Below are 26,047 nucleotides of genomic sequence, written 5' to 3' on the forward strand. Positions count from 1 at the left end.
GTCATGGTTGTATCGGAACTAACGCTTGAGCAAAAAATCGGGCAAATGTTCATCTGCGGGTTCCACGCGCAGAAGCCGGATGAGCAAATCCGCCGCCTGATCGAAGAGTACCATTTGGGCGGTGTCATCTATTTCCGCCGGAACATCGGCGAGCCGGAGCAGGTGGCCGCGCTGTCATCCTCTCTTCAGGAGCTGGCGGCGAAGCAGGGGGAGCTGCCGTTATGGATCGCCATCGACCAGGAAGGCGGGATGGTAGCCCGAATCGACCACCGGAGGGTGAGCCGCATTCCGGGAAATATGTCACTAGGGGCGACGGGAAATCCGGATTATACCTACGAGGTGTCCGCGATTAGCGCTCAAGAGCTGCATGCGCTTGGGATCAACATGAATTTCGCACCTGTGCTTGACGTAAACAACAACCCGAAGAATCCGGTAATCGGCGTCCGGTCGTTCGGCGAAGATCCGGAGCAGGTGGCTGAGCATGGCTCGGCCGCGATTCGGGCCTTCCAGGAGCGCGGCGTATCGGCGGCAGCGAAGCATTTTCCGGGGCATGGCGATACCAGCGTCGACAGCCATCTGGGGCTGGCGTCGGTGGAGCACGGCATGGAGCGGCTGCGCGAGGTGGAGCTTAAGCCATTCGTCCGGGCCATCCGTGACGGGGTGGACGTCATCATGACGGCACATGTCATCTTCCCGGCCATCGAGAAGGAAGCGGTACCCGCGACGCTGTCCACAGCCGTGCTCACCGGCCTGCTTCGCGATCAACTTGGTTATGAGGGCGTTATCGTGACCGACTGCCTGGAAATGCGCGCGATTGCCAAGCATTACGGCGTGGGCGAAGGTGCGGTCCGCGCGGTGGAAGCGGGAGCGGACATCGTCCTGGTCAGCCATACGCTTCAGGATCAAATCGAAGCCATTGAAGCGGTCACGGCAGCCGTGCGCAGCGGAAGAATTCCGGAGAGCATCATTGACGCGGCCGTGAACCGGATCCTGAAGCTGAAGGAGAAGCGGATTCATCTTTCGGGAGCCCAAGGAGACGTGCCCGCCTTCCTGGAAAGGCATGAAAAGCCGGAAGCAGACCGGCTGCTGAAGGAAGTGGCTGTGCACAGCATTACGCTCGTCAAAGACGATGGTCAGCTTCCGCTTCAGACGGACCAACCGGTCCTTGTCGTTTGGCCGGAGCTCCGCTCGGAAACGCAAGTGGATGAGCCTTGGACGGAAGCAAAGACGCTCGGACAGGCGTTGTCGGATTACATACAGGACGTAAATGAGCTAACGATCAGTGCGGAACCTACAGAGCGCGAGATCGATCAGGTGCTCGCAGTCGCAGGAGGATATCGTCAGGTCGTCGTGGCCACATACACGGCGGGAGGCGAGCTTCCTGCAGGTCAGCGGAGGCTCGTCGAAGGGCTGATCGCGCTTCAGCCGCAGCGGCTCGTGGTAGCCTCCACGCGCAATCCTTACGATCTTGCGGCGGTGCCGGCCACGCCGGCCTACCTGTGCTGCTACGAAAATACGCCTTATTTTATGGAAGGGCTGGCCTCCATTCTAACGGGATATGCTAAGGCGGAAGGCTCGCTGCCAGTACGCCTTGGTGGTCAAACCACGGCTTCCTAGCGCACGATGAAGGCAGGGAGAGGAAGCACACCGGATAGATTTGCCAAAGGTTGGATGCCCGTTTGGGATATCCTTCCTTTTTTCTTTTCGACTTCTGATAAATCGAGAGCAACTTTTCGGGGGATGGAGCGTCTAATACTATGTCTTTTCAATGATATCAGAAATAAAATACGCTTTGATGGATCTGATATCGGGGGGAAACTAGCGTTAGCCTCTTTTTTTTTGTATGGGGTCAGAGAGGCTCGTTAGAGTGGAACGTGATTCAAAAATGGGAGCAGAAGGAGTCTGGAGATGAATTTCAAGAAATTGACCATGATTGCAGTGTTAGCTGCATCACAAACCGCTCTGGTCTTGCCGGCCGGCGCGGAAACTGCGGTACAGGTCCAGCAAAATGCGGGAACGGTCCAAGGTGTAGACAATGCAGCGGCAAACGCAGTCACCAATAACATCATGAGCAGCAGCTCGACCACTACTGGCAATGCAAGCACTAACGGTACAACAGGAACTGCAAGTACGACAGATACAACCGGTAATGCAGGGGGAACGACCGGCACGACGGGGGATGAAAGCGGTACAAGCACAACTACGACAACTTCTGGCCAAGACTCCACAGGTTCAGGAACCGCGGGAACGACCGGAAACGCCGATAACAGCGGCACGACGGACGGAACAGGCACTTCAAATCAGACCGATGGCAGCACCGGGACTACTAATGACGGTGGCCAAGCGGCGGATGACCAGAACGCCGGAACGCAAGGAAATGATGGCCAGGCCGAAGGCACGACAGGCGGCACCGCAGTAACCACCGATCCGCAGGGAATCACGGCGACGGGAATCACGACAACCGGTCAGGCCGGCCAGCTGATCCTCATGATGAACAGCAACAAGATGTACCAGGACGGCAAGCTGTATCTGGCTGGGCAGCCGATGGCCGTTAAGAATGGAGTATCTTACGTGGCGATCCGCGCCATGGTGGAACGCGTTGGACTGAAACTGACGTATGACGCCAAGACGAAAGAAACGATCATCATCAAGGATAACAACGAGCTCCGGTTCAAAACCAACAGCAGCAGCTATCGGGTCAACGGAGAGTCTAAACCGATGAAGGGCCCTGCTTATCAGTACAAAAATACGTTCATGGTTCCGCTCACGTCGATTACGCAGGCGCTCGGCATTCCTTATACGGTCGACCAGCCCGGGAAGCGTGTCATTTTGAACCTGTCGACGAAGCCGGTGGCCACGTTTAGCGTGGGTCCAACTGACATTTTTGCAGGCGAAACGACGGTGAACTACATTTCCCAAGCGACCTCTCCCAGCGGATTGCCAATCGTTGACGAGCGTTGGGAAGGGAAAGAGGACATTTTCCAAGAAGCCGGACCGCATACGGTGACACACTATGTTCAGGATTCCAGCGGACAGTGGAGTGATCCATACAGCATCACGGTGAACGTGCTCAAGCCGAACGAGCCGCCGGTCGCCAGCTTTACAACCGATAAAGAACAATACAAAATGGGTGAACTGATCACCATTACCGACCAGAGTACGGATGATGAAGATGCGATCGTCAGCCGCGAATGGCTGAATGACCGCAAGGCATTCTTCCAGCCTGGACCGCAAACGATCCGGCTCAAAGTAACGGACAAACACGGCGCGGTAAGCGAGTTCCAGAAGACCGTCGTCATTACGAATGAAACGTTGTACACCGAAGATGAATTCAATAAGCTCTTTACGCCGGTGGGAGACAAATTCACGTTCAACGGCGGATCGGTGCCAAGCTGGAAAACAGCGACCTTCACGACAACATCCGATCCAGCCACGCTGATCCGCAGCAACAGTCCGGAGACAGTATATTCCGAAGGCCTCCTGTATCAGGAAACGGCACTCGGAAGCACCCGGTTCATGCTCCACCATGTTAATGCGACCAACAAAAATATGCAGGTCTATGTCATTGCCACCAACACGATGCTGGATATGAACAACACGATCAACATCCAGAACTTCGGCATGGGCGGACCTAGCCAGTATGCGACTGGCCACGGCAGGGCATCCGTGATGCGCTACTTCGATTCCATGACGAGCGGTTCGGGCCGTCAGGATATCAACCTCGCCCCAGGAGAGAGCAAGGTCATTATGACCAATATCAACAACATTAAAATTAAACCGGGCGAAGGCATTTCCGTTTTGGCGGATGCATTCAGTAACTATCCGGTAAAATACAGCGTCATTATGCTCGACGCCACGAAGGATCCGCTTCAGTCGCTGCCATTCCTCCCGGCCCTTGACCGTGACGTTCATAACCGGGGTACGTATCCGAATTCCGTCGTCAATATGTCGACCGACGAGGTGCTTGGCAGCAGCGAAACACGTATCGTTCTCGGTGACAACAACATCGATCCGAACCTGAGGGGACTGGACGGAATTTATGGAACCGAGGCTTCGAATGCAGGCAACTTTGGTGTATTGTACAAAATCAAGCTGAACCGCGTCGCTCCGAATACGCTGATTACGCTTAACCCGCGCGGCGGCGTATACAACGGCATTTTTATGGTGAACGGCCAGCAGGTGCAGGCAGCGAACAACAGCCAGGAAGTCAACGCGCCGAACGAAACGAGCGTGTTATACCGTACCGGAAACTATGAGCAAAGCGTAGAAATTTGGTACACGGCGGCACCTGGCAGCAACCTCCCGATTAACCTTTTGCTCATGCCATTGCCGCAAACGAAGCAGTAATCGGATGAGCAAAACGGAATACAGCTATTATTCTTTCTTATAGTCAATGAAAAGAACCCCATCTACCGCGGGCTGCGGTGGATGGGGTTCTTCTTTGTGTATCATTTTGCATTTACGGCTGCGCCCAAAATATCCGATTAGGAAGAGCTGCGGCTTTTCCATAACAGGAAAATGAAGAACGGCGCTCCGACGGCCGATGTAAACACGCCGACCGGAATATCGAGTGGTGTGAACAGATTGCGGGCGAGGACATCCGCCACGACGACGATGATGGCCCCGCTTAAGGCACTGGCCGGAAGCAGGGAGCCGTAAGAGGGTCCGATCAGCTTCCGGGCGATATGGGGGGCGAGCAGGGCGACAAAACCGATTGCTCCGCCCACGGAAATACCGGCTCCGGCGAGCCCGACGGCCGTGAAGAGCAGAATCGTCCGGTCGCGCTCCACCCGGCTGCCGGCCCCGGCGGCCAGATCGTCGCCGAGCTGCAGCATGTTGATGCGCCGGGCGAAGATCAGGCTGAGCACGCCGAGCACGATAAACCAGGGCAGCATCATGTTGACATGCTTCCAAGAGCTGCCGTACACGCTGCCGAGCAGCCAGTTAAAGGCTTTCTGAGCGACGTCCGTCGGGCCTGTGACGAGCAGCATCGTAGAAATGGCTGAAGCCACCGCCCCGATGCCGACGCCGATCAGGACCAGCATGAGCGGGTTAACGCCCTTTTTCCACGAGAGTACATAAATCAGCAGCGTGGTCAGTGCTGCGCCTACAAAGGCGGCCGGCGGCAGCCAGAACACGCTGGCCGACGGAATCAGAGTAATGATGGCTGTCGTCGCGACAGAGGCGCCGCTCGTAACCCCCATGATGTCCGGGGAAGCCAGCGGATTGCGAATCAGTCCCTGTGTGATCGCTCCGGACATAGCGAGACAAGCGCCGACTAATGCTCCGACGATGATCCGAGGGAGCCTGAGCTTCTGCACGACCACGACGTCCAGCTTGTCCCCTTGGCCGAAGATCGCCTGCGTGACATCCCAGGGATTCACGTATTTGGTGCCAAAGCCGATGCTGATGATGACCGCAAGCAGTAGCACAATGACCAGAACGCACAGGATGACGATCTGGCGTCTTGAAGTGAGAAAAGAAACCGTGTCCCCGCCCACGCGGACGCTGATGGGGCCTTTCGGTCTGGATGAACGGCTCATTGGCGAAGCAACCCCTTTCTGGCAGCGTGGATGAAGAACGGTACCCCGATGATCGCGGTCATGACGCCGATCGGGATCTCCCGGGGCATGGCGATAAAGCGGGACGCGATATCCGCAAGCAGGAGCAGGATTCCCCCCAGCAGAGCGCTGTAGGCGATCTGCCAACGGGTGTCCCTGCCGACAAGTGCCTTGGCGATATGCGGGATGACCAGCCCGACAAATCCGATCGGACCGGCGACCGCGACCGAGCTGCCTGCCAGCACGACGATGAGCAGGCCCATGGTCAGCTTGAGGAGCACGGTTTTCTGCCCCAGGCTTCGCGCCACATCCTCGCCGAGCATGAGCGTGTTGACCGACGAGGCAATGAGGAGGGCGACGATCCAGGCTGCAAGCATGTAAGGCAGAAGCCCCAGCAGAATGTTCAGGCTCCGGCCTTCAACGGAGCCGGACATCCAGAACAGCACTTCTTCCATCGCCCGGCCGCTAATAATGAGCATGCCGTTGGTCAGCGAGCTGCAGAAGGCGGTAATGGCCGCCCCGGCAAGTGTAATTTTCAACGGCGTTAAGCCTTGCCGCCCGGCGGAGCCGAGAATAAATACGAACAAACAGCTGACAGCCGCCCCGAGGAAAGCGATCCAGGTGAAGGAAGCAAGCGAGCTGACGCCCAGCAGGACGAATGAAGCCACGACAAGCAGGGAGGCACCCGCATTAATGCCGAATATCCCTGCATCCGCAAGCGGATTTTTGGTCAGGGACTGCAGCAGTACGCCGCAAATTCCGAGGCTTCCCCCGACGAAGGCGGCGATGAGCGCGCGAGGCACGCGGACGTCGCGGACGATAATGTGCTCATTGCTTCCATTAAACGAAGTGAAGGCTTCGATAACTTCCCTCCAACTGGTACTGTGCACGCCAAATAGGATGCTCGCAGCAACACATAAGAGCAGGAGGACGAGCCCTGCGATCAAACCGGTCCATTTGGCAGATGATCTATGTAACCATTCCGGCTGCACGGCATACCCCTCTTTTCAATCAATCTTTAAATAAATAGATTGAACTAAAGTTTTGCATTGAAGTTCCTGTTATAAGGGCCTAATACGGCCTATATCATTCATTTCTTTAGTTCATTCTATGTAACATATTAAAGTTTAAGTGGAGTGCATAGGCTTGTCAATGAGGCTGATTCTCAATTTCAGTCGCCGTCTTTTGGACTTCAATACGGGAAGTTTATTGACAATACAGGCGCTATGAATTAGGATTAGGACGACACTGAGAATCATTATCAGGAGATTAGAAGGGGAGAGCTTTTACTTATGAGAAAATGGAACGGACTTATACTTATGCTGTTGGCTGCGGTGCTGGTACTGTCCGCATGCGGCAAAGACAGCGGCAGCGGCAGCAACGCTTCCGGCAGTACAGGAGAGAGCGGCACGGAAGCAGCGGCCACAAATGATGCAGATCGCACGATTGATACGGTCATGGGCCAGGTCAAAGTACCGGCACATCCGAAGAAAATCGTCGTTTTGACCAATGAAGGAACCGAAGCGTTGCTGTCGATGGGAATCACACCGGTGGGTGCCGTTAAATCTTGGACGGGCGATCCATGGTATCCCCATATTAAGGATAAAATGCAAGGCGTAGAGAATGTGGGTGACGAAGGCCAGCCGAACGTGGAAGCGATCGCTGCGCTTGAACCCGATCTCATTCTGGGCACGAAAATGCGACAGGAGAAAATTTACGAGCAGCTGTCCGCTATTGCTCCAACCGTATTTTCCGAAACGCTTCGCGGCGAGTGGAAGGATAACTTCAAGCTGTGGGCGGATGCGGTCGATGAGAAAGAGAAAGGCAATCAGGTACTCGCCGACTACGACAAGCATGTGGCTGACGTCAAAACGCAGATCGGCGACAAATTGAGCACGAAAGTGTCGATGGTCCGTTTTATGCCGGGCAAGGCACGGATTTACTATAACGACACGTTCTCCGGCATCATTTTGAAGGAAGTGGGCCTCGCCCGTCCAGCGGTGCAGGATAATCCCGGGTTCTCCGACGATGTTGGCAAAGAGCGTATTCCGGATATGAACGGCGACATTTTGTTCTACTTTACCTATGAAACCGGTGACGGCGAAGGCAGCAAGATGGAGAAGGAATGGACCGAAGACAAACTCTGGCAAAATCTTGAGGTGGTCAAGAAAGGCAACGCCCATCGTGTGGACGATGCCATCTGGAATACCGCCGGCGGGGTCATTGCCGCCAATCTGATGCTCGACCAGCTGGTATCCTATTTTAAATAAAATCGAACCGCGCGCAGGGGGCTCCGTCAGGGGTCCCCTGCTTCATTGACGGGCGCTGGGATTTGATGCATTATTAATAGTAGACAAATGTTGTAAACAAGAGTGGCTTACGGCTCTAAGCATAGAATGGGAGGATGAGCGTATGCTTTCGACGGAGAAGATTATTGACGCCATGTCCGAGCAGGGACTGCGCATAACCGACCAGCGCAAGACGCTCGCCAAATTATTTGGTGAACATTCAGGTTATTTGTCAGCCAAGGATGTCTATGAGTTTATGGGCAAAAAATATAGCGGACTCAGTTTCGATACCGTATATCGCAATCTTCGGGTCATGCAGGAGCTGGGGGTTCTTGAACAGATCGTGTTTGAGGACGGGGTCAAATTTAAAGCCAGCTGCAGCGAGGACCATCACCATCATCACATGATCTGCCTGCAATGCGAGAAGACGTATCCGATCAGTTTCTGCCCGGTATCGATGACGGATACGCCTGATGAATTTCAGGTTGTGAAGCATAAATTTGAAGTATTCGGATATTGTAAAGACTGCCGGCAGCCTGCGGATGCGGGGCTGAATGCGAATCCGGCGTCCGGGCGAAGCAGGGAGCATTGATGCCATGGGCATATCCCGAAGAATCGTCCAAGGTCCGATCGTCATTTACCGCAAATACATTTCGCCGTTAAAACCACCGACCTGCCGCTTCTACCCGACATGCTCGGCCTATGCGATGGAGGCGATCGAAGTGCACGGGGCCGCCAAGGGTTCGTGGCTGGCCATGAAGCGGATCGCTAAGTGCCATCCGTTTCACCCGGGCGGTGTGGATCTTGTTCCCCCGCGGAAGGAGAAAGGAGGCCCTAACGCCGCCCATCCTTCCGAAGGCGAGGGTCGCCTGACTTGACACGCGGCATGCGGGTTCAGTATATTATGGAATATATGACATTTCCGAGGAACGGATGAGTAAGAGAACGGTAGCTTATTTCAGAGAGCCGGGGCAGCTGAAAACCGGTATAAGCGAAATCTCCGAAGATGGTCCGGGAGGAACCACTTTCGAGCAGCAGCCCTCGTTAGGGATGCGTAAGGGAGAGGCGTGATCCAGCGATAATGGACAGTGCGCGGCTGAAACAGGCCGGTACTGATGGAGCCTGCCGCCTGTGAAGGCGCAGGGAATTTGGGTGGTAACACGTGAGGAATCTCTCGTCCCATAAAGGGGCGGGAGTTTTTTTGTATCCTCGGGGCCCCCGCAAAGTACCTGAATAGGGTATCACAGCAAAAGCCCCACTTCGTGGGGTTATTTTGTGTTCGCACAGAAGATACAGAAACGCCGATTTTGGAAAGGAAGATGAACAATGGCTGACAAGAAAACATTTTATTTGACGACGCCGATCTATTATCCCAGCGACAAGCTGCACATCGGTCATGCATACACGACCGTGGCCGGCGATGCGATGGTCCGTTATAAGAAGCTGCGCGGATACGATGTGCGTTATTTGACGGGAACCGACGAGCACGGTCAAAAGATCGAACGCAAAGCCGCTGAAGCGGGCAAAACGCCGCAGCAGTTCGTCGACGACATCGTGGCAGGGATCAAGGAGCTGTGGAAGAAGCTCGACATCTCCAACGACGACTTTATCCGCACGACGGAACCGCGTCATACGAAGGTTGTCCAGGAAGTGTTTGAACGCCTGCTGGCGCAGGGCGATATCTACAAGGGCGAGTACGAAGGTTGGTACTGTACGCCGGACGAGTCGTTTTTCCTGGAACGGCAGCTGGTGAACGGCAACTGTCCGGATTGCGGGCGGCCGGTGGAACGCGTGAAGGAAGAAAGCTATTTCTTCCGGATGAGCAAATATGTGGACCGGCTTCTCCAGTACTATGAGGATCATCCGGATTTTATTCAGCCGGTGTCCCGCAAGAACGAAATGATCAACAACTTTATCAAGCCGGGATTGGAAGACCTGGCGGTGTCCCGCACGACCTACGAATGGGGCGTCAAGGTGAAGAGCGATCCGAAGCACGTTATTTACGTCTGGATCGACGCGCTTCTGAACTACATCACCGCGCTGGGCTACGGCTCGGAAGATACGAGCCTATTCGACAAATACTGGCCGGCTGACGTTCATCTCATGAGTAAGGAAATCGTCCGTTTCCATACGATTTATTGGCCGATCATCCTGATGGCGCTTGACCTGCCGCTGCCGAAGAAAGTGTTTGCGCATGGCTGGCTGCTGATGAAGGACGGCAAGATGTCCAAATCGAAGGGCAACGTCGTGGACCCGGTTACGCTCATCGACCGTTACGGTCTGGACGCCCTCCGCTATTATCTGCTGCGCGAAGTACCGTTCGGCGCGGACGGAACGTTTACGCCGGAGAGTTTCGTGGAGCGCGTCAATTCCGATTTGGCCAATGATCTTGGCAACCTTCTGAACCGTACCGTAGCGATGGTGGATAAATATTTCGAGGGCCGGGTTCCGGCGTACCGCTCCGGCGTGACCGCGTTTGACGCAGCGCTGGAGGAAGCGGCAAAGGACGTTTACGAGAAAGTCGAAGAAGCCATGGAAAATATGGAGTTCTCCGTCGCGCTGACGGCCATCGGCCAGTTTATCAGCCGCAGCAACAAGTATATCGACGAGACGCAGCCATGGGCGCTGGCAAAAGACGAGTCCAAACGCGAAGAGCTGGCGTCCGTCATGACCCACCTCGTGGAAAGCCTGCGGATCGGTTCGATTCTGCTGCAGCCGTTCCTGACCCAAGCTCCGATGAAGATTTGGGAGCAGCTGGGCATCCAGCAGGGTGAGCTGACCGAGTGGGACAGCGGCAAAACGTTCGGCTTGATTCCGGAAGGAACGCAGCTGGTGAAGGGCAACCCGATCTTCCCGCGCCTGGATGCGGAAGAAGAGATAGCCTACATCAAGCAGGCGATGACCGGATCCGAAGCTCCTGCGAAGGAAGCAGAAACGGGCAAAGCGGCCGAAACGGCTGCGCCGCAGGAAGCGCCTGAGCTGAAGGAAGAAATCGGCATTGAGGATTTTGCCAAGGTCGAACTGCGCGTGGCTCAGGTTATCGCCTGTGAGCCTGTCAAGAAAGCCGACAAGCTGCTCAAGCTGCAGCTGGATCTTGGCTTCGAGCAGCGGCAGGTCGTGTCGGGCATCGCGAAGTTCTATACGCCGGAAGAGCTGGTCGGCCGCAAGGTCATCTGCGTCACCAACCTGAAGCCGGTGAAGCTGCGCGGCGAGTTGTCGCAGGGCATGATTCTGGCGGCATCCCATGGCGAGCAGCTGACGCTGGCGACGGTGCCGGACAGCATGCCGAACGGAGCGGTCGTGAAGTAGGAACGCGAAATATAGAGCGTCGATAGGCAAGCATTATCATTCAGAAGGCGGAATCCCGTAAGCAGAGGGCTTCCGTCTTTTGTTGTCCAGCATATGATTCTCATGAGTGACCCGCCATTTTTCAGAATCAGAGCAACAGTAGATAGCAATCACTTGGCCTCGAGATTTTGCCGCCAAGGTTGACAAATAAAAAAAGCCCATTCATAATCTTATTAGTAAAAGTTACGATTAGTGGGAGAGTTCATCTGTGAATATGAGAAATGTGATCAAGCGGATTCTGGCGCCTTCGTTCCTTCTGCTGGCCATGCTGGTATTTGCCGGCTGCGATAATTCAGGGAACGCACAGCTGGATCCGGACAAAATGAATGTCATTACGACGTTTTATCCGATTTATGAATTTGCCAAGGAAATCGGCGGCGAGGACGCCAACGTCATCAATTTGCTGCCGGCCGGCGTCGAACCGCATGATTGGACGCCGCGGAGCCAGGATATCGTTAACACGTCCAAGTCGCAATTGTTTTTATATAACGGTGCCGGGCTCGAAGGCTGGGTGCCGAATTTTCTGAAGGGGCTGAACCGGGACTCCAAGGTGAAGGCCGTTGAGGTCAGCCAGGGTATCCAGCTGATCGAAGGCGAGGAAGACGGCGGGCATGATCTTGAAGGCGAGGGGATGGGGACCGGGCACAAGCATCATATCGACCCCCACACCTGGGTCAGCCCGAAATCGGCCATCATTATGGCCGAGAACATCAAGAACAGCTATGTGGAGGCCGACCCGCAGCATGCGCAGGCTTACGAAGCGCGGTACGCGGAGCTCAGCCGGAAGCTGCAGGAGCTCGACCGCAAGTTCGAGACGGAGCTGTCACAGGTTCCGCACCATAAAATCGTCGTATCCCATCAGGCTTTCGGCTACCTGTGCCGCGATTACGGCTTGGAGCAGCATCCCATCATGGGCTTGTCTCCGGATGCCGAGCCCCGGGCCCGCGATTTGGTGGAGCTGTCGAACCTGGTAAAGTCGGAAGGAATCAAATATATCTTTTTCGAAGAGCTGGTCTCCGACCGGCTGGCCAAAACGCTGGCGTCCGAAACCGGAGCGACCGTGTCCGTCCTGAACCCCCTGGAAGGTCTGACGAAGGAGGAGCAGGAGCGGGGCGACGACTATTTTACCTTGATGGACAAAAATTTGCATCATCTCGTACTCGCATTACAATAAATGAAGCAACTACAGAAAGGCGGATTTCGCATGTTTACGCCGATGATTGACGATTGTCATCAACCGATTATCGAGATGGAGAATATCTCATTTTCATACAGGGACCAAAAGGTAATTTCTGATCTGAACTTTACCGTGAAGGAGCGCGATTTTGTCGGCATTATCGGCTCCAACGGGGCGGGCAAGACGACGCTGCTGCGGATGATCGTTGGCCTCCTGCCCAGCGGCCAGGGCAGCATCCGGTTGTTCGGCCAGCCGATCCGCAGGTTCAAGGACTGGGAACGGGTCGGCTATGTCCCGCAGAAAAATTCGTTTAACCCGCTGTTTCCGGCTACCGTTCGCGAGGTGGTCCTTTCCGGCCTGTACAATAACAAGAACCTGTTCCGCCGGGTTAATAGACGGATGCAGCAGCAGTGCGACGATGCGCTTGAAGTGATGCGGATCCAGGATATCGCCGGCAAACGGATCGGCGAGCTGTCAGGCGGTCAGCAGCAGCGCGCTTTCCTGGCGCGGGCCTTGATCAACCATCCCGATCTGCTTATTCTGGACGAGCCTACGGTCGGCATTGACGCGGAGACCCAGGCCGGATTTTTCGAACTGATTACCCACATGCACCGGCATCATCATATGACGCTGCTTATGGTGTCGCACGATATGGACATGATCGAGGGGTATTTGGGCGAGAAGCCGAAGCAGAAGAACGGCAAAATTGATTTTTTCGTCAGACATTCCCATGAAATTCAGGACTGCGAGGTTCAGGACCTGCAGCATTCGTTGTCATAAAAGCACACTAGTTCAAACTATTAAAAGCATCCGAAGGAGTCGTTATTGTTGGCTATAGAAATTATCCTCAGTGATTTTTTTCAAAGGGCGCTTGCCGGCGGTCTGCTCATCGGGATCACCGCGCCGCTGATCGGTATTTTCCTCGTGCTGCGGCGTCTGTCCATGATCGGCGACACGCTCGCGCATGTCACGATCGCCGGTGTGGCGCTCGGCTTTCTGATTGAGCTGTACCCCCTAGGAGCGGGGCTAGTATTTGCGGTCCTGGCTTCCTTTGCGATAGAAAAGCTCAGAAAAGCGTATAAAAGCTATGCCGAGCTGTCGATTGCGATCATTATGTCCGGCGGCGTTGCGCTGGCTTCTTTGTTTTTCACACTCGGGATGGGTTACAATACAGATGTGATGAGCTATTTGTTCGGCAGCATTTATACGCTGGATACCCAGGATCTATACGTGGTGGGCGCCGTGACGCTGGTCGTCGTGGTCGTCATTTCGCTCTTTTTCAAAGAGTTTTTCCTGCTCAGCTTTGAAGAAGATGCCGCGAGCGTGAGCGGTCTGCCTGTGCGCATGATGAACATGCTGATCACCGTCCTGACGGCGCTCGTCATCAGCACGGCCATCAAAATCGTCGGCGCCCTGCTCGTATCGGCACTGCTGACCATTCCGGTCGCCATCAGCCTGCTGATCGCCAGAAGCTTCAAAACTTCCGTCATCCTGTCGGTGGTCATTTCGGAGATTGCCGTTGTGGGGGGACTCGTGATCGCTGGCGTTTGGAACCTGGCTCCGGGAGCAACCATCGTGCTGCTGCTGATTGCACTGCTAATTTTGACGATGGCGGGCAAGAAGGGATTATCAACGTAGGAGGTACTTGTCCTTTGTCAAACTTGAATATTTGGATCGCCTTCTTCGCCGGACTGGCTTCCTTTATTTCTCCGTGCTGTTTGCCGCTGTATCCGTCCTACATTTCGTATATTACCGGGATGTCGGTACAGACGCTGAAGACAGAACAGAACAAAAAAGAAGTCCGTTACCGGACGATGAGTCATACGCTGGCCTTTATTTTAGGTTTTTCCGCCGTCTTCTACACGCTGGGAGTCGGAGCCGGCTTGTTCGGCAGCTTCTTTAACGACAACCGGGATCTGATCCGGCAGTTGTCGGCGCTGTTAATCATTTTGATGGGGCTGTTTCTGATCGGTATCTTTCAGCCGCGCTTTTTGATGCGCGAATTTAAGATGGATCTGAAGTTCAAGCCCGCCGGATACATAGGTTCTTTTATTTTCGGGATCGGCTTTTCCGCAGGATGGTCTCCTTGCGTCGGCCCGATTCTGGCGGCGATCATCGCTTTGGCGGCGTCCGAACCCGGCGCATGGTTTCCGCTCATTACTGCTTATACTGTTGGATTTGCCATTCCTTTTTTTGTACTGGCTTTCTTCATCGGGTCCACGAAGTGGATCGTAAAGTACTCGGGGCTCATGATGAAGATCGGCGGGGCGCTCATGCTGTTTATGGGCATTTTGCTGTTCACGAACCAAATGACCAAAATTACGATTTGGCTGCAGGCCATCACGCCCGAATGGCTTAAATTTTAGGTGAAGTAGTCGATGGAAGCTTCCGGAAAATGCTCGAAAATCCGCTCTGTGATATATTCGCGCAGGGCGTTTTGCTGTTCGTCGGGGTAAACGTATTTGAATTGTCCCCAGCGGCCCCATTTTTGCTTGCGCTTGGCGATATCCATCTCCAGCTTGGTTTTGGGATAGCGCTGCTCAATGATGTTTTTGGCGGTTTTCGTGAAGCGGTGCTGAATCATTTCGAACGTCAAATCCTTCGCCGCATCGGCCGGCAGCGTGGCCGCCAGACGCTCCAGAAGCTCGGCATAGCCGTCCTGCCAGCCGTCATGCCAAATGATCGGGGCGATGATGAAACCAAGCGGATAGCCGGCCCTGGCGACCTTTCCGGCCGCCTCGATCCGTTCCTCGAAATGGGAAGTGGACGGCTCGAAATTGCGGATGACGTAGTCTGAATTGATGCTGAACCGGATGCGGGTATGGCCGTTGTGTTTAAGCGAAAGCAGCGGATCGACATGATGATACTTGGTGACGAACCGGAGTCTGCCGAACTCTTCGTTCGCCATAAAAGTAATCAGTTCCGCCAGGGAGCCCGTAATATGCTCCAGGCCTACCGGATCGGATGTACATGCCGCTTCAAACCGGGTGATCTCAGGTGCGCGTTCCTCGATATATCGCTTGGCGGCGCCAATAATATCGGGCGTGTTGACATAGACACGGACATAGGGCTTGGCACCGAGTGTCGTTTGCAGATAGCAGTAGTGGCAGTGCCCCATGCATCCGGTTGAGATCGGGATGGCGTATTCGGCTGAAGGCTTGGACTGGTCGAACTCCAGCGTTTTCCGCACCCCGACGACGAGGGTTCGCTTGGCGTTCCTGTATTTTTCCTGATCGGTTTCGCCGGGTAAATTGGTGATGCGGTTATGAGAGCTGGTCATGCGGTAAGGGATGTCTTTGGATTTTACCCATTCCATAATGTGCTGGCCTTTGGGATAGTTCAACGCATCCGGTTCAAAATAAACGAGATCGGGGATAAACGGCTTTGTCGGCCGCAGCGTCCGCCTAGGCTTTTCTTTTACGCCAGTACCCATAAAAAGACTCCTCTCCAGGGATTTATGAGGTTTCATTTTAGTATGTGTGCGGGGGGCAAAAGCCACCCGTGGCAATAACTGAGCAGGTTGGGAGGGACGCAGCAGGCGGCAGGACTTGCCAAGTCCAGTTGAGAACATGTATCATTACAAGAGCAGGTAATCGGGCCAGATGATTGATGTTTATTAAAGAAAAGAGGGAATATAATGCCAACGCCCAGCATGGAGGATTATTTGGAGCGTATCTATAAACTGATTGACGAGAAAGGATACGCGCGTGTTTCGGACATCGCCGAAGGCTTGGAGGTTCATCCCTCATCCGTTACCAAAATGATCCAGAAATTGGATAAGGACGAGTATTTGATTTATGAAAAATATCGCGGCCTTGTTCTAACTAGCAAAGGTAAGAAAATGGGCAAACGCCTGGTTGACCGGCATCAGCTTCTGGAAGAATTCCTGACGATGATCGGGGTTCAGCAGGAAAATATTTATGCGGATGTCGAAGGCATTGAGCATCACTTAAGCTGGGATTCCATAACGCGTATCGAGACGCTGGTGGAGTATTTCCGCCGGGATGGACAGCGTCTGGAGGAACTGCGGAACATTCATAATGAATTGGTCAGCGATTCGTAAACAAGGCATCTGTCCGCACCCTCAAACGACAGGTGCCTCTTTCATTCCCAGCACGCAATCCGGTGAATTCCAGCAAAGATTAGCGTAACCGGATTGCACACATAGCAGCGGCTATAGCTTTTCTGCCCGATCGGTCGTTTGCGCTTTATTCAGCAGATCATGATTTCAAGGTTGTATGATGCCGGTAAGTGATCTCTAGGTAGAGCGCAAATGACCGATTTTTTTACCCGCAAATCTATCATTAGTGGAGGATTAGTAGAATGGCGTTTCGGAAGTTTCATAGGTGGATCGTGGCATCGCTGCTGTTGGTGCTGCTGATTCCGTTTACGGGGCAGCAGGCGAAGGCTGCGAACAACATCACGATGGTCCTGGACGGAAAACAGCTGGTCAGCGATATTCCTCCGTACATCATGCCTAAAGTGGACGTGACGATGGTTCCGATCCGCGTGATCAGCGAAGGCCTGGGGGCATACGTCGCATGGAACCAAAGCGCGAAAATCGCCGATATTTCAGGAGGAGGCCATACAATTAAGTTGACCAGCGGCAAAAAGACGGCTATGGTGGATGGTTCCTCCGTCGCGCTCGATGCCTCCGTTCAGCTTCGGGGCGGCCGCGTGCTGGTTCCGCTCCGTTTTGTCGGTGAACAGCTTGGTCTGCAGGTAGACTGGGATCAGGTGACAAGAACGATTACCTTAACATCTAGTGCTTACATACCTACCGAGCCGCCTGGTGAAAGCGGGGGAAGCAGCTCCGGCCAGCTCCGGGGAGCCTGGATCTCGACGGTGTACAACCTGGATTGGCCGACAACGTCCTCCTACGGTAAAGTCGAGCAGCAGAAGCAGGAATATTCCGCTCTTCTCGACAAGCTGCAGGCCATGGGGCTGAACGCGGTGTTCGTTCAGGTTCGGACGGCCGGGGATGCGCTGTACCCGTCGAATCTGGTTCCATGGTCCAAGGTCCTGACCGGCACGCAAGGCAAGGATCCGGGATATGATCCGCTTCAGTATATGATTGAGGAAACCCACAAGCGGGGGATGCAGTTCCACGCCTGGTTCAACCCGTTCCGGGCCAATCTGGACACTACCACGAGCAAGCTGGCGGCCAATCATGTGGCGGTTCAGCATCCCGACTGGGTCGTATCCGTTAATAACCAGCTGATCATTAACCCGGGCTTGCCGGAAGCGAGACAGCATATCATCGACGTCGTGATGGAAGTTGTGAGCAAGTACGATATCGACGGCGTCCATCTGGATGATTATTTCTATCCGTCAAGCGGAACATTCAACGATGATGCGGCATTCAAAGCTTATAATTCGCAAGGTTTGAGCAAAGCGGATTGGCGCCGCGATAATATTAACCAGTTCGTGCAGCAGCTGGGTCAGTCGATTCACGCGTCCAAGCCTGCCGTCCAGTTTGGCATTAGCCCGTTCGGCGTGTGGCGCAACCAGTCCACCGATCCGACGGGCTCCGATACCAAAGCGGGCGTTACGGCGTACGACTCCATGTCCGCGGATGTGAGAACCTGGGTGAAGCGGCACTGGATCGATTACGTGGCGCCGCAAATTTATTGGAGCATGTCTTTCAAGAGCGCCCAATATGACAAGCTCGTCGACTGGTGGGCACAGGAAGTGCAGGGCACCGGGGTTGACTTGTATATCGGCCATTCTCCGTATAAGCTGGGTACCGCCGAAGCCGGATGGCAGTCGGCGCAGGAGATTATCAACCAGCTTCAATACAATACCAAATACGATGCAGTTAAAGGCAGCATCTTCTACAGCGCCAAAGATTTGCTCAAAAATCCGCTTGGCATCGTTCAGGCGCTGACCGCTTATTACCAGCAATAATAAATTCATAGCATATTGTCATGAATGAACCCCCGTGCTCATATCTTACTGTGGGATATTGAGAGGACGGGGGTTTTATTATGATCGTCAATGCGGTGTTCGAGGGCGGCGGAGTGAAGGGAATATCGCTGGCAGGGGCCGTCAAGGCGGCGGAACAAGCCGGCGTTGTGTTCAACCGGGTGGCGGGTACCTCGTCCGGTTCCATTGTGGCGGCACTGCTGGCGGCGGGCTTTTCGGCGGACGAAATGAGCGAAATTGTAAAGCTGACCCCCTTTGAATCATTTCTTCATCGTGCACCCATATTCAATACGAAAGTCATCGGACCCGCCGCACGCCTGCTGCTCAAGAAAGGACTTTATTCCGGGGAGGCGCTTGAAGTATGGATTCACAATATTTTAGCGGCCAAAAGGGTCAAGACGTTTGCGGATATTCCTCAAGGCAAGCTGATGATCATCGCCTCGGATATTACGAACGGACGCATTCTCGTGCTTCCGGAGGACCTGGGCAAGCTGGGCGCCAATCCGTCCAGGTTTGCGGTCTCCAAGGCCATCCGGATGAGTACGAGCATTCCGTACTTTTTTGACCCGGTCATGCTGAGAATGACCGGGGAGGCCGCCAGGGGAAAGTCATTTGTCGACCAGTTTGTCTATATCGTGGACGGGGGGCTGCTCAGCAATTTCCCGCTGTGGCTTTTTGACGATGCCGGTGAAGGGGCCGGGCAGAAGCCGGTTCCGACGATTGGATTTCAAATGGTTGGCCGGACGACGAACAAGCCTCATATGATCCGCGGGCCGATCAGCATGCTGCAGGCAATGTTCGAAACGATGCTGTCCGCTCATGATGAGCGGTATATCGAGCAGGAGAACCGTTTCCGGACGATCAAAATTCCGACCCTCGGTGTCGGAACGACGCAGTTCCACATTACGCCGGATGAGAGCCAGCAGCTGTACGAGTCCGGGATGCAGGCAGGGAACAAATTTTTTGCGGGCTGGAAACCGTAACATAGGGATAAAACAAAAGGCATTCGCCGGTACTCCATCGGAAAGGAGCGGCGAATGCCTTGTTTTTAATGGGTCTTAGTGGTATTTCGGTTGTTGATCGTCGTTCTTACCCTTTGAGCCTTCAATCACCTGGAAAGGGTAATTTTTGCGCTTACCTGACGACTGACCGCGCTTCGACGCATTGTACTTCTCCATCGTCCGCTGGGACGGCTTAACCTTGGGCCGCTTGTTGTAACGGGCAGGCGGGAATTTGTACAGCAGGAAAACCACACCGAACACGATCAAGGGCACAAGCAAATTCAAAAGCGATCCTGCACCGCCAAACAGAATGTTGCCGAGCAGTCCGATGGCTGCTAGTACAATGGCAATCCAGAAAATTACAGCCTGCCTTTTCATGTCATCTCATCCTTTCAGGGGATCCAAGACTCCGTTTCTCAAAGGTTGTTCCGCCCCGGGAGCCTTCTCCACTTGGGCGTCAAGCTCAAGCATGCGGTTGAAGGAGGCGATGGACACCTCAACCTGGTCATCCTTAGGTTCCTTCGTGGTCAACAACTGAAGCCACAGGCCCGGGTAACCGAGATACCGCAGCACCGGTACGTCGCGCAGCGCGTTGGTCATTTTCAGAAATTCAAACGAAATGGCGATGACGACCGGCAGCAGGATGATCCGCTGCAGAACCCGCTGCGTCATATTATCCCACGGAACGAGCGAATAAATCAGTACGCCCAGCACAATCGTCAGCATCATGAAACTGCTGCCGCAGCGGTAATGCAGACGGGTGTGCTTCTGCACATTGGCGACCGTCAGCTCTTCACCCGCTTCATAGGTGCTGATCACCTTATGCTCCGCTCCATGATACTGGAACAACCGCTTGATGACCGGGGTCTGTGAAATGCCCCATAGGTAAACGAGCAGCAGCAGCAATTTAATGCCGCCTTCTATAAGGTTATGCAGGATATAGTTGTCAAACATCTTGCCGAAAATGAAATTCTCCAAAAATACAGGCACCAGCGTCAACACCAGCTTGCCTACCAGGAAAGACAGCACACCGACCGCGGCAACGCCGATAATCATCCCTAGGCTCCAGCCGGATTCTTCCTTCTGTTTCTGCTTGGCGCGCTCCTCCGGCTCCACTTCGTCATCCGCATAGGATTCCGCCGAATAATTCAAGTGCTTCGTGCCTTTGGCGCTTGCATCTATAATACTGACAATACCGCGAAGGAAAGGGATTTTGCGCAATTTGCCGACCCAAGGCTTATCCTCGCGCGGCACCTCCAAAAATGTAATCTCCTGATTCTTCCGCCGCACAGCGGTGACATTGACGTGCTTACCGCCAAACATAACGCCTTCAATGACGGCTTGGCCACCGTAACTGACCGTTTTGGATTGCTCCGACAAACCATTCACCTTCCCCGAATAATTAGTTGTGATGCCTTTATTGTAACGAATTTCCCGTGCGATTTCTAGTTGGATTAGGCCCGGCCGCAAATGAACATACTAAGAAAAACAAAAAGGGTGATATTCAAAGATGAGTTCACAAGGAGCTGCGATTCGGCAGCATACGAATACAGGCCGTACCAATCCGCTGAGCTTCTCGCTCGAGCTCGGCTTTTTTGCCGGTCTGTTCTGGGGGGCGGTCCATTGGGCTTTCCACTGGATGCATTTCACGATCGTCATCCCGGCCTTTCTGGCCGAACCTTTCTTCAAGCATTCTTTTCTGACAAGCGGGGCTGGAGATCTGCTCGGCTGGCTCTTTTTTATTGCGTTTTCCATGGCCGCGGCGGTAATTTATACGCTGCTGTTCCGGAAGATCCCCGGGCCATGGCCGGGCATCGTGTACGGCATTTGCTGGTGGGCGGTTCTGTTTGTGGCGGGTCCGGCGCTCGGGATGATGAACCGTCTCAACCATCTGACGTGGAATACGATCTTCTGCGAATTTTGCTTGTACCTGCTGTGGGGACTGTTCATCGGATATACGGTGGCCTTCGAATTTACGGATGAGCGTAAACGCGAACCTGGGAGAGCTAAGGCGCACTAGAGCAAAAAAACTTCTCAAGAAGACATCCCCTATGTTAAAATAGCAGATGGTTATTTGACGACAAAGGGTGGGAATACCATTTTGAGAACCATTTGGGTGATCAACGGACCGAACCTGAATCTGCTCGGACTCCGGGAGCCAGGCGTTTACGGCTCTCAAAGTCTTGCGTCGATTGAAGAAGGCCTGCTTGAGAAAGCGGAAGCCCTGGGCGTGTCCGTCACATTTTATCAGTCCAACCATGAGGGAGATATCATTGACAGGATCCATGCCGCGTTGGGTCATGCCGACGGCATCGTTCTGAATCCGGGCGCGCTGACTCATTACAGCTATGCCGTCCGGGACGCCATCAGTTCCGTTAAAATTCCGACGGTGGAAGTCCATTTGTCGAACATTCACGCAAGGGAGACCTTCCGCCATACTTCCGTGATTGCTCCCGAAGCCGTAGGTCAAATTGCCGGATTCGGCGCTGTCAGCTATGAACTCGGCATGATGGCACTACTGCGCCATTTGGAAAGCCAGGGACAGTAGCGCTGCCTCTTTCCCCGGGGAAAGCTGTACATGAGAGAGGAGTGTAACGATGAGCATCAATCGAGTGAACAAGCTGCGTGAAGCGATGCAGCAATCCAACGTGGAAGCCATGTTTGTAACCAGTTCCATTAACCGCCGGTATTTAACGGGATTTACCGGTTCATCGGGGTATGTCCTCATCACTTTGCATGATGCGTATCTGTTGACCGATTTTCGGTACATGACCCAGGCACCGCAGCAGGCGAAAGGATTTACGATCGTCGAGCACGGGCCGAAGGTAGCGGATACGGTAAAAGAACTGCTCACTTCCGCAAACATCGGCAAGCTTGGCTTCGAGCAGGATGACGTATCTTTTTCCGGATACACCGCTTACGCGGAGCAGCTTAAGCCGATCCAGCTGGTGCCGGTTTCCGGCCTCGTGGAGAAGCTGCGTATCTTCAAGGATGATGAAGAGCTGAAGGTCATGCAGAGAGCGGCGGACCTGGCCGACGACACGTTCAAGCATATTCTCGGGTTTATCAAGACGGGAATGACGGAGCGGGAGGTCGATCTGGAAATGGAGTTTTATATGCGCCGCCACGGTGCCACTTCATCCTCCTTCGATACGATCGTCGCTTCCGGAGAACGTTCCGCCATGCCGCACGGCGTTGCCAGCGAACGGGTGATTGCCGGAAACGAGCTCATCACGTTCGACTTCGGCGCATTGCTTGACGGGTACTGCTCCGATTTGACGCGGACGATCGCGATCGGGGATCCGGATCCGAAGCTTAAGGAAATTTATGACATTGTGCTGGAAGCCCAGCTCCACACACTTCAGAACATCAAGCCGGGGATGACCGGACGCGAAGCAGACGCGCTTGCCCGCGATATCATTACGAAATACGGCTACGGCGACAAATTCGGCCACAGCACGGGGCACGGTCTCGGTATGGAGGTCCATGAAATGCCTCGCCTGTCCAAGCTTAGCGATGATGTGCTGAAGCCGGGCATGGTCGTGACTGTGGAACCGGGAATTTACCTTCCGGGCCTCGGCGGCGTGCGTATTGAAGACGATATTGTGATCACGGAGACGGGAATTGTGATCTTGACGCATTCGTCAAAAGATTTCATCGTATTACCGGCGTGATAAATGCAATATATACTTAACCTTTAGGAGGGCATTTCAGTGATTTCAGTTAACGATTTTAAAACAGGTCTAACGGTGGAAGTCGATGGCGACATCTTTACCGTTCTCGATTTTCAGCATGTTAAACCGGGTAAAGGGGCAGCTTTCGTACGTTCGAAGCTGAAAAACCTCCGTAACGGCAACACCGTTGAGCGCACATTCCGTGCAGGTGAAACGATCGGCCGTGCCATTATCGAAAACCGCGGCGTTTCTTATCTGTATGCAAGTGGTCAAGAGCATACGTTCATGGACAACGAAACCTACGATCAGTTCTCGCTGGACAGCAATCAGCTGGAGTGGGAACTGAACTTCCTTAAAGAGAACATGAACGTGAACATCGTTAGCTACCAGGGCGAGATTCTCGGAATCAACCTGCCGACAAGCGTCGAGCTGAAGGTTGTGGAAACCGAGCCGGGCATTAAAGGAAACACGGCTACGGGGGCGACGAAGAACGCGAAGCTGGAAACCGGCCTGAACGTTCAGGTGCCTTTGTTCATCAATGAAGACGACGTGCTGCTGATCGACACCCGTGAAGGCAAATATATCTCCCGCGCGTAAAGCCGGCGATAGAATCGCTTAACGCCCGTCAGGGCTATGCGGATCCTCCTTTCCTTCCGAAAGGAGGATTTTTGTATAATGCCATGAAAAAACATTAACAATCGGGCGTACTTTCGTATTATACTAGTTTAAAGCGTAAAATTAGACAGTTGTCAGCATTTTGCAACATGAAATCCTGCTTTTTTCTCTATGGCCAGTCTATTGGCGAAAAAGGTGCTGATCGCATATAGAAATAGGATCGGGCGGTTTTACCGGCATGGAAATGATTGCATAATGCCCAGTTGTACAATGAGTGGGGAGTGAATCGAAGTTGTCACTGTACGTCATGAAATTCGGAGGCAGTTCCGTCGGAGATATCGAGCGCATGCAACGCGTGGCCCGGCGTATCGTCGAGAAGCAAGACGAAGGACATCAATGTGTGGTAGTCGTTTCCGCGATGGGGGATACGACGGATGATTTGATCGATCAGGCGATGCTGCTCAATCCGAATCCGCCTGCACGCGAGATGGATATGCTGATGACCACCGGGGAGCAGATTTCCATGTCGCTTCTGTCGATGGCCATTCACCAGCTCGGCCGCAGCGCCGTTTCGCTGACAGGTTGGCAGGCGGGATTCCGGACAGAGCCGGTACACGGCAAAGCGAGAATCATGGACATCGTTCCGGAACGGGTGCAGGGAGCCCTGCAGCAAGGTAACATCGTGATCGTGGCCGGATTCCAAGGCATGACCGAAGAAGGGGAAATCACGACGTTCGGCCGCGGCGGATCCGATACGACGGCCGTTGCGCTGGCTGCGGCTATTAACGCTGACGTGTGCGAGATTTATACCGACGTGGACGGCATTTATTCGACGGATCCGCGAATCGTCAAATGCGCCCGGAAGCTGAAAGAAATATCGTATGATGAAATGCTGGAGCTGGCGAATCTGGGAGCGGCGGTGCTTCATCCGCGCGCGGTGGAGTACGCGAAGCATCATCAAGTGAAGCTCGTGGTCAGATCCAGTTTTAACTATAATGAAGGCACGGTTGTGAAGGAGGAAACAAGCATGGAGCAGGGAGTAGTGGTCAGCGGCATCGCTTATGATAAAAATGTGGCCAGAATCAGTATTTTGGGAGTGGAAGACGTTCCCGGCGTTCTTGCCACCGTGTTCGGAGCGCTCGCCGGCGCCGGAGTCAACGTGGACATCATCGTGCAGAGCGGCGTTCAGGACGGCAAGGCGGACTTTTCCTTTACCACCTCTCTATCGGAAAGCGGCCAGGCGCTTCAGGTCATCAAGGATCTGAGATCCACGCTTCCATACCGTGAAGTAACCTCAGAAGACAATCTGGTCAAGGTATCGATCGTAGGTGCGGGCATGATCAGCCATCCGGGCGTCGCCGCCGAAATGTTTGATGTCATTTCGAAGCAGGGCGTAAGCATCAAAATGGTCAGCACGTCCGAGATTAAAACGTCGTGCGTGATCGAAGGCGGCAATCTCGAGCAGGTGGTCAGAGCGCTTCATACCGCTTACAACCTCGATACTGATGCACAGGTGTTCGTGGGAGGACCACAAGAGCGCCGCTAGGTTACGCTGGAAAAACGGCTATCGACGTACTTCAAAGAAGCCAGAGCGCTTTTTAGCGGAAGTTTTTCTTGCGATGATTGAATAGTGCGGTCCCGCTGAAAAATTATAAATTCTATAATCTTAAAAAAGCCGTTCCCATAGATGGAGTTACCCCCGTCAAATAGACAGTTATAAAAAGGACCTAGGCAACCTTAGTTCGGTACTCAACCGGGCTAAGGTTGTTTAATTTTTTCTGGAATCGGTAGTGGTTATAAAATCGAATATAACGATGAACTTCATCTACGAGTTGCTTTCGGTCAGTGTAGTGGTGTAGTCGCAAGGATTCGCTCTTGAAATGGCTGAAAAAGATTTCCATACATGCATTATCATGACAATTACCCTTGCGCGACATGCTCACCTTAATACCATGGCGCTTTAGAAGCCGGTGATACGGTTTGGATGTGTACTGGAAACCGCGATCACTATGCAAAAGTATTCCACCTGTTTTTCGCTTTCGAATGGCTTTCTTTACGGTATCAAGTACCAGGCGAATGTCATTACGGGGACTGATCTTGTAGGCGATCACCTCGTTGTTATATAGATCATAAATGGTTGAGAGATATAGAAAGCTTTGACCAAAGGGGAGATACGTAATATCTGTTACCCATTTCTCTAACGGCCGTGCCGCATGAAACTCGCGATTTAGTATGTTTTCTGAGATGACGTAAGCTTCCTTCTTGCCGAAATACGGTTTCCTCTTGCGAATCACCGAACGTATGCCGAGCTCCTTCATCAGTCGATACACGCGCTTGTGACGTGAATTCTGTATTTTTTCCGAAGGTACACAACGATGCGTAAGTAACCGTAGATGCCACGGCTTTGTTTCCAGCAGGCCATGATTTTAGTCTTGAGCTGTTCATTCTCCTGTTGCCG

General features: G+C 53.6%; 25 protein-coding genes. 18 read left to right on the forward strand and 7 right to left on the reverse strand.

All coding sequences use genetic code 11. The annotated features are described in order from the left end of the window. The first annotated feature begins 3 nt into the window (after positions 1–3). Together nagZ and CJP46_RS28065 are read left to right on the forward strand one after the other, a co-directional pair. A complete protein-coding gene (gene nagZ / locus CJP46_RS28060; RefSeq protein ID WP_094598912.1) occupies positions 4–1,617 on the forward strand; it encodes a beta-N-acetylhexosaminidase in 1,614 nt (537 codons plus the stop codon). A 291-nt stretch (positions 1,618–1,908) separates the two neighbouring features. Beyond that, positions 1,909–4,347 (forward strand): copper amine oxidase N-terminal domain-containing protein, encoded by a 2,439-nt coding sequence (locus tag CJP46_RS28065; protein WP_094598913.1) that lies wholly within the window; start codon positions 1,909–1,911, stop codon positions 4,345–4,347. Between the two features lie 137 nt (positions 4,348–4,484). Here the strand turns inward: CJP46_RS28065 and CJP46_RS28070 are convergent, their stop codons facing one another. Both CJP46_RS28070 and CJP46_RS28075 read right to left on the reverse strand, forming a co-directional pair. Then, positions 4,485–5,543, reverse strand: coding sequence for a FecCD family ABC transporter permease (locus CJP46_RS28070; RefSeq protein WP_094598914.1), 1,059 nt, complete (start codon positions 5,541–5,543; stop codon positions 4,485–4,487). Continuing rightward, positions 5,540–6,553: a FecCD family ABC transporter permease gene (locus tag CJP46_RS28075; RefSeq protein ID WP_094598915.1), complete on the reverse strand. Its 1,014-nt coding sequence runs from the start codon at positions 6,551–6,553 to the stop codon at positions 5,540–5,542. The genes CJP46_RS28070 and CJP46_RS28075 overlap by 4 nt, the downstream gene beginning before the upstream one ends. 300 nt (positions 6,554–6,853) lie before the next feature. Here CJP46_RS28075 and CJP46_RS28080 point away from each other — a divergent pair, with 300 nt between their 5' ends. The 8 genes from CJP46_RS28080 to CJP46_RS28115 all read left to right on the forward strand — a co-directional run bounded on the left by CJP46_RS28080 (position 6,854) and on the right by CJP46_RS28115 (position 14,740). Next, positions 6,854–7,831: an ABC transporter substrate-binding protein gene (locus CJP46_RS28080; RefSeq protein ID WP_094598916.1), complete on the forward strand. Its 978-nt coding sequence runs from the start codon at positions 6,854–6,856 to the stop codon at positions 7,829–7,831. A gap of 142 nt (positions 7,832–7,973) precedes the next feature. Continuing rightward, positions 7,974–8,441 (forward strand): Fur family transcriptional regulator, encoded by a 468-nt coding sequence (locus CJP46_RS28085; protein WP_094598917.1) that lies wholly within the window; start codon positions 7,974–7,976, stop codon positions 8,439–8,441. A gap of 4 nt (positions 8,442–8,445) precedes the next feature. Continuing rightward, the gene (gene yidD, locus CJP46_RS28090; protein WP_094598918.1) at positions 8,446–8,727 is read left to right on the forward strand and encodes a membrane protein insertion efficiency factor YidD; all 282 of its coding nucleotides are present in this window, start codon (positions 8,446–8,448) and stop codon (positions 8,725–8,727) included. 448 nt (positions 8,728–9,175) lie between these two features. Beyond that, positions 9,176–11,158 (forward strand): methionine--tRNA ligase, encoded by a 1,983-nt coding sequence (metG, locus tag CJP46_RS28095; RefSeq protein WP_094598919.1) that lies wholly within the window; start codon positions 9,176–9,178, stop codon positions 11,156–11,158. Between the two features lie 253 nt (positions 11,159–11,411). Beyond that, complete coding sequence (locus CJP46_RS28100) at positions 11,412–12,371, forward strand: metal ABC transporter substrate-binding protein (protein ID WP_094598968.1); 960 nt, start codon at positions 11,412–11,414, stop codon at positions 12,369–12,371. 75 nt (positions 12,372–12,446) lie between these two features. Next, complete coding sequence (locus CJP46_RS28105; RefSeq protein WP_483874443.1) at positions 12,447–13,154, forward strand: metal ABC transporter ATP-binding protein; 708 nt, start codon at positions 12,447–12,449, stop codon at positions 13,152–13,154. Positions 13,155–13,208: 54 nt separating this feature from the next. Beyond that, entirely contained in the window at positions 13,209–14,012 is an 804-nt protein-coding gene (locus CJP46_RS28110) for a metal ABC transporter permease (protein WP_094598969.1), read from the forward strand. Between the two features lie 14 nt (positions 14,013–14,026). Further along, entirely contained in the window at positions 14,027–14,740 is a 714-nt protein-coding gene (locus CJP46_RS28115; RefSeq protein WP_094598921.1) for a cytochrome c biogenesis CcdA family protein, read from the forward strand. Here CJP46_RS28115 and splB read toward each other — a convergent pair. Next, positions 14,737–15,807, reverse strand: coding sequence for a spore photoproduct lyase (gene splB, locus CJP46_RS28120; protein WP_094598922.1), 1,071 nt, complete (start codon positions 15,805–15,807; stop codon positions 14,737–14,739). The two genes, CJP46_RS28115 and splB, sit on opposite strands and share 4 nt — an antisense overlap. 204 nt (positions 15,808–16,011) lie before the next feature. Here splB and mntR point away from each other — a divergent pair, with 204 nt between their 5' ends. From mntR to CJP46_RS28135, 3 genes are all read left to right on the forward strand, one after another. Next, positions 16,012–16,437, forward strand: a complete 426-nt coding sequence (gene mntR / locus CJP46_RS28125; protein ID WP_094598923.1) for a transcriptional regulator MntR — start codon at positions 16,012–16,014, stop codon at positions 16,435–16,437. 260 nt (positions 16,438–16,697) lie between these two features. Continuing rightward, positions 16,698–18,281, forward strand: a complete 1,584-nt coding sequence (locus CJP46_RS28130; protein ID WP_094598924.1) for a family 10 glycosylhydrolase — start codon at positions 16,698–16,700, stop codon at positions 18,279–18,281. Positions 18,282–18,361: 80 nt separating this feature from the next. Then, complete coding sequence (locus CJP46_RS28135; protein ID WP_094598925.1) at positions 18,362–19,282, forward strand: patatin-like phospholipase family protein; 921 nt, start codon at positions 18,362–18,364, stop codon at positions 19,280–19,282. Positions 19,283–19,357: 75 nt separating this feature from the next. On the opposite strand, the gene CJP46_RS28140 is transcribed toward CJP46_RS28135, so the two are convergent. Then, entirely contained in the window at positions 19,358–19,678 is a 321-nt protein-coding gene (locus CJP46_RS28140) for a hypothetical protein (protein WP_094598926.1), read from the reverse strand. Positions 19,679–19,684: 6 nt separating this feature from the next. Continuing rightward, positions 19,685–20,680, reverse strand: a complete 996-nt coding sequence (locus tag CJP46_RS28145; protein ID WP_094598927.1) for a DUF1385 domain-containing protein — start codon at positions 20,678–20,680, stop codon at positions 19,685–19,687. A gap of 130 nt (positions 20,681–20,810) precedes the next feature. On the opposite strand from CJP46_RS28145, the gene CJP46_RS28150 reads away from it, so the two are divergent. From CJP46_RS28150 to CJP46_RS28170, 5 genes are all read left to right on the forward strand, one after another. Continuing rightward, a complete protein-coding gene (locus CJP46_RS28150; protein ID WP_094598928.1) occupies positions 20,811–21,320 on the forward strand; it encodes a YqhR family membrane protein in 510 nt (169 codons plus the stop codon). An 81-nt stretch (positions 21,321–21,401) separates the two neighbouring features. Continuing rightward, on the forward strand, positions 21,402–21,848 hold the full coding sequence (aroQ, locus tag CJP46_RS28155) for a type II 3-dehydroquinate dehydratase (RefSeq protein ID WP_094598929.1): 447 nt from the start codon (positions 21,402–21,404) through the stop codon (positions 21,846–21,848). Between the two features lie 49 nt (positions 21,849–21,897). Further along, a complete protein-coding gene (locus CJP46_RS28160) occupies positions 21,898–22,974 on the forward strand; it encodes a M24 family metallopeptidase (protein ID WP_094598930.1) in 1,077 nt (358 codons plus the stop codon). 39 nt (positions 22,975–23,013) lie between these two features. Continuing rightward, positions 23,014–23,571 (forward strand): elongation factor P, encoded by a 558-nt coding sequence (gene efp / locus CJP46_RS28165; protein WP_094598931.1) that lies wholly within the window; start codon positions 23,014–23,016, stop codon positions 23,569–23,571. A 310-nt stretch (positions 23,572–23,881) separates the two neighbouring features. After that, positions 23,882–25,135 carry an aspartate kinase gene (locus CJP46_RS28170; RefSeq protein WP_094598932.1) on the forward strand — a complete coding sequence of 418 codons (1,254 nt, stop codon included), beginning with the start codon at positions 23,882–23,884 and terminating at the stop codon, positions 25,133–25,135. Between the two features lie 181 nt (positions 25,136–25,316). Here CJP46_RS28170 and CJP46_RS28175 read toward each other — a convergent pair whose 3' ends face one another. Both CJP46_RS28175 and CJP46_RS37665 read right to left on the reverse strand, forming a co-directional pair. Next, a complete protein-coding gene (locus CJP46_RS28175; RefSeq protein ID WP_256992562.1) occupies positions 25,317–25,943 on the reverse strand; it encodes an IS3 family transposase in 627 nt (208 codons plus the stop codon). Further along, on the reverse strand, positions 25,907–26,047 hold a 141-nt coding region (locus CJP46_RS37665; RefSeq protein WP_373558048.1), incomplete at its 5' end, for an IS3 family transposase. The genes CJP46_RS28175 and CJP46_RS37665, both read right to left, overlap by 37 nt.

This window comes from Paenibacillus sp. XY044, assembly GCF_002257645.1.
In the GTDB taxonomy this organism is placed as follows: Bacteria; Bacillota; Bacilli; order Paenibacillales; family Paenibacillaceae; genus Paenibacillus_AQ.